The organism is Lentilactobacillus otakiensis DSM 19908 = JCM 15040, assembly GCF_001434145.1.
Classification (GTDB): domain Bacteria; phylum Bacillota; class Bacilli; order Lactobacillales; family Lactobacillaceae; genus Lentilactobacillus; species Lentilactobacillus otakiensis.
In genome coordinates, this window is sequence record NZ_AZED01000020.1 from 1 (window position 1) to 635 (window position 635).

6 tRNA genes are annotated in these 635 nt (G+C 52.3%); all 6 read left to right on the top strand.

The window, feature by feature from the left end:
• The first annotated feature begins 60 nt into the window (after positions 1-60).
• Positions 61-133: transfer RNA gene (locus FD05_RS10755), tRNA-Val, on the top strand.
• 6 nt (positions 134-139) lie between these two features.
• Positions 140-212 (top strand) — tRNA-Lys (locus FD05_RS10760).
• A gap of 37 nt (positions 213-249) precedes the next feature.
• A tRNA-Thr gene (locus FD05_RS10765) sits at positions 250-322 on the top strand.
• Positions 323-326: 4 nt separating this feature from the next.
• Positions 327-398, top strand: a tRNA-Gly gene (locus tag FD05_RS10770).
• A 6-nt stretch (positions 399-404) separates the two neighbouring features.
• Positions 405-490, top strand: a tRNA-Leu gene (locus tag FD05_RS10775).
• Between the two features lie 6 nt (positions 491-496).
• Positions 497-570: transfer RNA gene (locus FD05_RS10780), tRNA-Arg, on the top strand.
• The last annotated feature ends 65 nt before the right edge of the window (positions 571-635 follow it).

Sequence of the window (635 nt, forward strand, 5' to 3'; positions counted from 1 at the left end):
CGCCAAGAGTAGTTGGGGGATCGCCCCCTGCGAGGGTAGGACGTTGCCACGCGATTTTATGGAGGATTAGCTCAGCTGGGAGAGCATCTGCCTTACAAGCAGGAGGTCACAGGTTCGATCCCTGTATCCTCCATTCCTTGAGCCGTTAGCTCAGTTGGTAGAGCATCTGACTTTTAATCAGAGGGTCGGCAGTTCGAGACTGCCACGGCTCATTACAATTGAATATTATTAGCGCATAATATTTTGTATGCCGACTTAGCTCAGCTGGCAGAGCACCTGTCTTGTAAACAGGGGGTCGGAAGTTCGAATCTTCTAGTCGGCATTTTGCGGAAGTAGTTCAGTGGTAGAACATCACCTTGCCATGGTGGGGGTCGCGGGTTCGAATCCCGTCTTCCGCTTGTTATGCCGGGGTGGCGGAATTGGCAGACGCACAGGACTTAAAATCCTGCGGTCAGTGATGACCGTACCGGTTCGATCCCGGTCCTCGGCATATTATGCACCCATAGCGCAATTGGATAGAGTGTCTGACTACGAATCAGAAGGTTGTAGGTTCGACTCCTACTGGGTGCATTGTTTTAACGGGAAGTAGCTCAGCTTGGTAGAGCACCTGGTTTGGGACCAGGGGGTCGCAGGTT